The following is a 6,044-nucleotide window of genomic DNA, read 5'->3' as shown; positions in this document are numbered from 1 at the left end:
CACCCGGGCATCGATGTGACCGGCCTCGGCCGCGCCATCATCGTCAACCTGCAGAATTTCGGCTCGGGCCGGCGCCAGGTCGGCGCCTCGACGATCACCCAGCAGGTGGCGAAGAACTTCCTGTTGTCCTCGGACCAGACCTACGAGCGCAAGATCAAGGAGATGATCCTCGCCTTCCGCATCGAGCAGGCCTATCCCAAGGATCGCATTCTCGAGCTCTACCTCAACGAAATCTTCTTCGGCTTCGGCGCCTATGGCGTCGCCGGCGCGGCGCTGACCTATTTCGACAAATCGGTCAACGAACTGTCCGTGGCCGAGGCCGCCTACCTGGCCTCCCTGCCCAAGGGGCCGAACAACTATCACCCTTTCAAGCATGCCGATCGCGCGATCGAGCGCCGCAACTGGGTCATCGATCAGATGGTCGAGAACGGCTATGTCACGCGTGAGGAAGGCAACAAGGCCAAGGCCGAGCCGCTGGGCGTGACGCCGCGGCGCAGCGGCACCTATCTGTTCGCCGGCGAGTACTTCACCGAAGAGGTGCGCCGCCAGATCATCGCCCGCTACGGCGAGAATGCGCTCTACGAAGGCGGCCTCTCCGTCCGCACCACGCTCGATCCGAAGATCCAGCTCATTGCCCGCAAATCGATGCAGAACGGGTTGATGAAATACGACACGCTGCGCGGCTATCGCGGGCCGGTGACATCGATCGATGTCTCGGGCGACTGGGGCGTGCCGCTTGGCGCCGTCAAGGGACTGGAGGATGTTCCCGAATGGTCGCTCGCCGTCGTGCTCGACAGTTCGGCGACCGGCCTGTCGATCGGCCTGCAGCCCGCACGGCAGGCGTCGGGCGAGATCGTCAAGGAGCGCGTCGAAGGCACTATCAGCAAGGAGGACATGGGTTTTGCCATGCGCCATGTGGTCGCCGGCAAGACCGTCAAGGCCAAGTCGCCGGCGGAGGTGCTGAAGCCGGGCGACGTCATCTTCGTGCAGAAAAACGATGGTGCCGAGGGCACCTACAGCCTGCGCCAGGTGCCCGAAGTGGAAGGCGGCCTGATCGCCATGGACCCGCACACCGGCCGCGTGCTGGCCATGGTCGGCGGCTTCTCCTATGCGCAGTCCGAATTCAACCGCGCCACGCAAGCCATGCGCCAGCCGGGCTCCTCGTTCAAGCCGATCGTCTATTCGGCAGCGCTCGACAATGGCTATACGCCGGCCTCGGTCATCATGGACGGGCCGATCACGATCCAGAGCGGCAACACGAGCTGGACGCCGAAGAACTATGACGGCACCGTCGCCGGTCCGGCGACCCTGCGCTCCGGCATCGAGAAGTCGCGCAACCTGATGACGGTGCGGCTTGCCAATGACATGGGGATGAAGCTGGTGGTCGAATATGCCGAGCGCTTCGGTGTCTACGACCATCTGGCACCCTATCTGCCAATGGCGCTGGGTTCCGGCGAAACCACCGTGATGCGCATGGTGTCGGCCTATTCGATCATGGCCAATGGCGGCAAGTCGATCAAACCGTCGCTCATCGACCGCATCCAGGACCGCTACGGCAAGACGGTGTTCAAGCAGGACGAACGTGGCTGCCAGGGTTGCAATGCGCAGGAATGGCAGAACCAGCCGGAGCCGGAGCTGGTCGACAATTCCGAGCAGGTGCTCGACCCGATGACCGCCTACCAGATCACCTCGATGATGGAAGGCGTCGTGCAGCGCGGCACCGGCGCCACCATCGGCGAACTCGGCCGTCACATCGCCGGCAAGACCGGAACGACCAACGATGAAAAGGACGCCTGGTTCATCGGTTACACGCCCAACCTCGTCGTCGGCCTCTACATGGGCTATGACACGCCGCGCGGCCTCGGCCATGGCGCCACCGGTGGCGGTCTCGCAGCCCCGATCTTCAAGGACTTCATGCGAGTGGCGCTGGACGGCACGCCCAATGTCGACTTCAAGGTGCCGGAAGGCATGAACCTGGTCGCCATCAATCGCAAGACCGGCATGCGTGCCGCATCGGGCGATCCCGGCACCATCATCGAAGCCTTCAAGCCGGGCACCGGTCCCGCCGACAGCTATTGGGTGATCGGCATGGGCGCCGACGGCTCAAATGCCACCGGTGGCGCGCTGTCGCCGCAAGCCAATCAGGCTATCCAGTCCGGCGGCGGCGGCCTCTACTGACGATTTTCAGGGGCGGATGGGCTGGCCTTGGGCCGGCCCATTTTGCTTTACAGCCGGCGGCGGCGTGCCTATGTATCGCGCCGACCGATTTCAGCAAACAGGACAGAACAGCCAGCCATGCGCGCGGAAACGCAGAATATTGTCGACGAGATCAGGCAGGCGATAACCCTGCTGAGGAGGCATCTTTGACTGGGATCAAGCCATAAAGCGGCTTGAATACCTCAATGTGCGCGCCGAGGACGCCAGCCTCTGGAACGAGCCGCTGGAAGCGCAGAAGCTGATGCGCGAACGCCAGAGCCTCGAAGAAGGCATCGCCTCGGTGAAAGGTCTGACGCAGGCGCTGGAAGACAATATCGGCCTGATCGAACTCGGCGAGGAAGAGCGCGATGAGGGCGTGATCGCCGAGGCGGAAGCCGCGATCCGCTCGATGCAAGGCGAAGCGAAGGCCCGCCAGGTCGAGACGCTGCTGTCGGGTGAAGCAGACTCCAACGACACCTATCTCGAAATCCATGCCGGTGCCGGCGGCACCGAAAGCCAGGACTGGGCCTCGATGCTGCTGCGCATGTACACGCGCTGGGCCGAGCGGCGCCGTTTCAAAGTCGAAGTGCTGGAAATGCATGACGGCGAAGAGGCCGGCATCAAGTCCGCCACGTTGATGATCAAAGGCCACAACGCCTATGGCTGGATGAAGACGGAATCGGGCGTTCATCGCCTGGTGCGTATTTCGCCCTATGACAGCAATGCGCGCCGGCATACGTCCTTCGCCAGCGTCTGGGTCTATCCGGTCATCGACGACACGATCGAGATCGACGTCTCCGAATCCGACGTCCGCATCGATACTTATCGCTCGTCCGGCTCGGGCGGCCAGCACGTCAACACCACCGATTCGGCGGTGCGCATCACGCATCTGGCCACTGGCATCGCGGTCGCCTGCCAGGCCGAACGTTCGCAGCACAAGAACAAGGCCAAGGCCTGGGAGATGCTGCGCTCGCGCCTTTACGAGGAAGAGCTGAAGAAGCGCGAGGCGGTTGCAAACGCCACCGAAGCATCGAAGAGCGATATCGGCTGGGGCCACCAGATCCGCTCCTATGTGCTGCAGCCCTATCAGTTGGTGAAGGATCTCCGCACCGGCGTCGAGAGCACCAGCCCGTCGAGCGTGCTCGATGGCGACCTCGACGATTTCATGGAAGCCTCGTTGTCGCAGCGCATCGAAGGCGGTGCCGGCGAAGCCGTGGCGGACCTGGACTAGGATATGCCCATATTCAGGTGAGGCCGGCCTGGCCTCATCTGAACATACCCCTGCGCACCACAGCAATGGAGGAGAGAGTGCCGAGCAAGCTCACCGGAAAATGCTTTTGCGGCGCGGTTCACTACGAGGTGGCCGACGAATTCCTCTATGCCGCGAATTGCCATTGTTCGGACTGCCGGCGCACCACCGGTTCGGCATTCAAGCCTTTCGCCGGTATCGAGCGTGAAAAGTTTGTCCTCACCGAAGGCGAGGACAAACTCCTGATCTTCGGCGACCAAAGCGGCCACAACGCGCATTGCTGCCAGTGCGGCTCCTTGCTTTATTCGCTCGTGCGCGACGGCGCCTATGTCCATGTCGCCATGGGAACGCTCGTCGACGACCCATCCATTCGTCCAACCGAGCACATCTTCGTCGGTTCGAAGGCGGGCTGGTTCACCATCACCGATGACCTGCCGCAGTATCAAGAGCACGCGATCGCCCGCTCCGACCAGCAATAGGCTGGAACCACAGCGGGCCAATCCCGTTTATTCGACGCCCGTTTGCCGGGAATTGACCTTGGCCTCATCTCGTCGGCGGTAGCGGATGCCTGACGTCTGTAGAACGATGTCGGGAATGCATGTTCTTGCGCCGACCAAGGAATCAGCCCAGCATCCAAGGGCTGGGAGAGAAAAAGCATTTATGGCCGGACGCGGCATATCTGCGACCCGACGATCCGGCCACTGGGAAGATACGTTCCGGGAACGGGCAAGCGAAACGCTTGATGCTCGTTTGAAAGGAACGTTTCCATGTCTGCTGCCACACTCAGATCGGCCAATGCCGTTCAACCGGCTGGCCGACTTTTGTTTTCCCTGTTCGCGATCGGCGCGATGGCAATGCTGACGGCACCTGCCTTCGCGCATGACGCCACGCCCACGGCGGCAAAGCCACAAGGCTGGAGTTATCCGTTCGCATGCTGCGCCAACTATGATTGTCGCACGACCCATACAGGCGAAGTGCTGGAGAAACCCGAGGGCTATGTCATCGCCGGAACGGGTGAGGTCGTTCCAATGACCGACAAGCGTGTCAAGGACAGCCCGGACGGCGAGTTCCATTGGTGCGCGCACCAGGGGGGCCTCGACGCCGGCAGGACAATCTGCCTGTTCGTGCCGCCGCGCTCGTATTGACGATAGGAGCGCATTCCTACGTCCGCCTGATCGCGTGTGACGGGACGGGCTTGCTGAGACGCGCCTGTCGCGGTAGCGCCGGTGATGCTTGCTGACAGACAGTTGTCAGGAGCACCTCTTTATGCTGCCTTTGCCGCACAGGGTGGCGGCGACAGGAGGAGTTCGTTGATGACCATCAAGGCAAGCTGTCATTGCAAGGCGACGACGTTCGAGGTTTCGCAAGCACCGCAGACGGTGACGCAATGCACCTGTTCTTTCTGCTCGAAACGCGGCTCGCTCTGGGCCTATTACGTGCCTTCGCAATTCAAGCTCACCAGCCCGATGGAGAACGTCTCTTTCTATCGTTGGGGGTCGAAGACCGTAAAGCACGGTTTTTGCGCCACCTGCGGCTGCGGCACCTTTACCGAAACGCCGGACTGGTCGACAGGCGAGCCGGATTTCGACAATCCCAAGATCAGCGTCAACTCGCGGCTGTTCGATGATTTCGATCTCGACAAGGTCGAAGTGGTTGTCATAGACGGCAAGAACCTCTGGTAGCTTATCCAAACCATTCCGGCACGGCGATGCGGCGCCACCACCGGGTATTGGTCACTCGGGAAAAGCCGTGAACGGCGCTTTTGCCGTTCCGCTTTTCGCCGCAATTCATGGTACAAGTCGCGGGAAGGGCTGATTTGGCGCCACCGCAAGGCGTGACTTGGAGAGGGACCATCCTATGAAAAAGACTGTGCTCGTCGTCGTGGCGACGGCTGTGCTCGTGAGCGCCTGCACCACCACCGATCCGTATACAGGCGACCAGAAGATTTCCAACACGGCGGCCGGCGCCGGCCTTGGCGCCCTGGCGGGTGCCAGCCTTGGCCTGCTTGCCGGTGGCAACGACCGCCGCAACGCACTGATCGGCGCCGGCATCGGCGCGCTGGCCGGCGGCGCCATCGGCGCCACGATGGACCAGAACGAGGCCGAACTGCGCCGGCAGCTCGAGGGCACCGGTGTCAGCGTCACCCGCAGCGGCGACCAGATCATCCTCAACATGCCGTCCGACATCACCTTCAACTCGGATCAGGATGCGGTGAAGCCCGGCTTCTACCAGGTCCTGAACTCCGTCGCGCTGGTGCTGAAGAAGTTCAAGCAGACCACGGTCGACGTGTTCGGCCACACCGATTCGACCGGTGGCGACCAGCACAATTTCGATTTGTCGCAGCGTCGTGCTTTGGCGGTGGCGAACTATCTGTCCGGTCAGGGCGTGGATCAGCGGCGCTTCGCCGTCACAGGCTTCGGCAAGACACGTCCGGTCGCATCCAATGCCACAGCCGAAGGTCGGGCCCAGAACCGCCGCGTCGAGATCCAGCTGTCGCCGCTCACCTGATCCGTCCGGCAAGCGGATGCGAAACGGCCCTCATGCGGGGCCGTTTTTGTTTGAGCTGACATCGGCGCTCTGGATGGGTACGGTATAGATT

General features: G+C 62.2%; 6 protein-coding genes. All 6 read left to right on the top strand.

Features of this window, described 5'->3' with window-relative positions; genetic code table 11:
* On the top strand, window positions 1-2,178 hold a 2,178-nt coding region (locus tag EN994_RS14345), incomplete at its 5' end, for a penicillin-binding protein 1A (protein WP_164745920.1).
* A 117-nt stretch (window positions 2,179-2,295) separates the two neighbouring features.
* Window positions 2,296-3,427 (top strand): peptide chain release factor 2 gene (prfB, locus tag EN994_RS14340; protein ID WP_013531367.1). Its coding sequence is split into 2 segments (ribosomal slippage): window positions 2,296-2,361 and window positions 2,363-3,427, totalling 1,131 coding nucleotides; the frame shifts between segments, so codons are not numbered across the junction.
* 77 nt (window positions 3,428-3,504) lie between these two features.
* Window positions 3,505-3,924, top strand: a complete 420-nt coding sequence (locus tag EN994_RS14335) for a GFA family protein (RefSeq protein ID WP_127307600.1) — start codon at window positions 3,505-3,507, stop codon at window positions 3,922-3,924.
* A 288-nt stretch (window positions 3,925-4,212) separates the two neighbouring features.
* A complete protein-coding gene (locus EN994_RS14330) occupies window positions 4,213-4,590 on the top strand; it encodes a hypothetical protein (RefSeq protein WP_013531369.1) in 378 nt (125 codons plus the stop codon).
* A gap of 168 nt (window positions 4,591-4,758) precedes the next feature.
* A complete protein-coding gene (locus EN994_RS14325) occupies window positions 4,759-5,127 on the top strand; it encodes a GFA family protein (protein WP_024503891.1) in 369 nt (122 codons plus the stop codon).
* A gap of 175 nt (window positions 5,128-5,302) precedes the next feature.
* Complete coding sequence (locus tag EN994_RS14320) at window positions 5,303-5,953, top strand: OmpA family protein (protein ID WP_013531371.1); 651 nt, start codon at window positions 5,303-5,305, stop codon at window positions 5,951-5,953.
* Window positions 5,954-6,044 lie beyond the last annotated feature (91 nt).

It is taken from the genome of Mesorhizobium sp. M7A.F.Ca.CA.002.09.1.1, assembly GCF_003998555.1.
Lineage (GTDB): Bacteria > Pseudomonadota > Alphaproteobacteria > Rhizobiales > Rhizobiaceae > Mesorhizobium > Mesorhizobium ciceri.
This window is presented reverse-complemented; position numbering and strand designations above follow the sequence as displayed.

Excerpts from the sequence above, each read along its gene's own strand:
- EN994_RS14325 (WP_024503891.1), top strand. The coding sequence starts at position 4,759 with ATGACCATCAAGGCAAGCTGTCATTGCAAGGCGACGACGTTCGAGGTT.
- EN994_RS14320 (WP_013531371.1), top strand. The coding sequence starts at position 5,303 with ATGAAAAAGACTGTGCTCGTCGTCGTGGCGACGGCTGTGCTCGTGAGC.
- EN994_RS14330 (WP_013531369.1), top strand. The coding sequence starts at position 4,213 with ATGTCTGCTGCCACACTCAGATCGGCCAATGCCGTTCAACCGGCTGGC.